The sequence below is a fragment of the Cupriavidus sp. 05T313 genome (assembly GCF_056396665.1).
Genome location: NZ_JBFTLX010000677.1, coordinates 1 through 403, shown reverse-complemented (window position 1 = coordinate 403; position 403 = coordinate 1). Strand labels below are relative to the sequence as shown.

Annotated in this window: 1 protein-coding gene; it reads right to left on the bottom strand. The window is 71.0% G+C overall.

The annotated features are described in order from the left end of the window. The coding region (locus AC1DKD_RS42330) for an AzlC family ABC transporter permease (protein WP_477144879.1) at window positions 1-403 on the bottom strand (403 nt) is incomplete at both ends.

Genomic DNA, 403 nt, shown 5'->3' with positions numbered 1-403 from the left:
GGGGACGGCAACCACCGTAGCCACGGCGCAAACCACCGCGATGGCGATCGGCTCGCGCCCTTTGAGCCGGGGCCAGAGCAAGGCCAGGAAAGCGGCGACGGCGGCCCCGTCAAGGCCCCACTGCTTGGGGTCGCCCAACCCGCTGCCGGCCAGTGCGCCCACGGCCGTGAAGAGGTTCCACAGCACGTAGACCCCCACGCCCGCCGTCCAGAAGCCGCGGCGCTGTTCGGCCGGATCCGTCTGGCCGGTGCTGGTGGCCGTGGATTCGTCGATGGTCAACTGTGCCCCAACGTACTTGCGCCAGCCGGTGGGCCGGAGCAGCGCGTTCAGCTGCATGCCGTAGATGCCGTTGCGCATGCCCAGGAGGGTGGCCGCGCTCATTGCCGCAACGCCGGAACCGCCG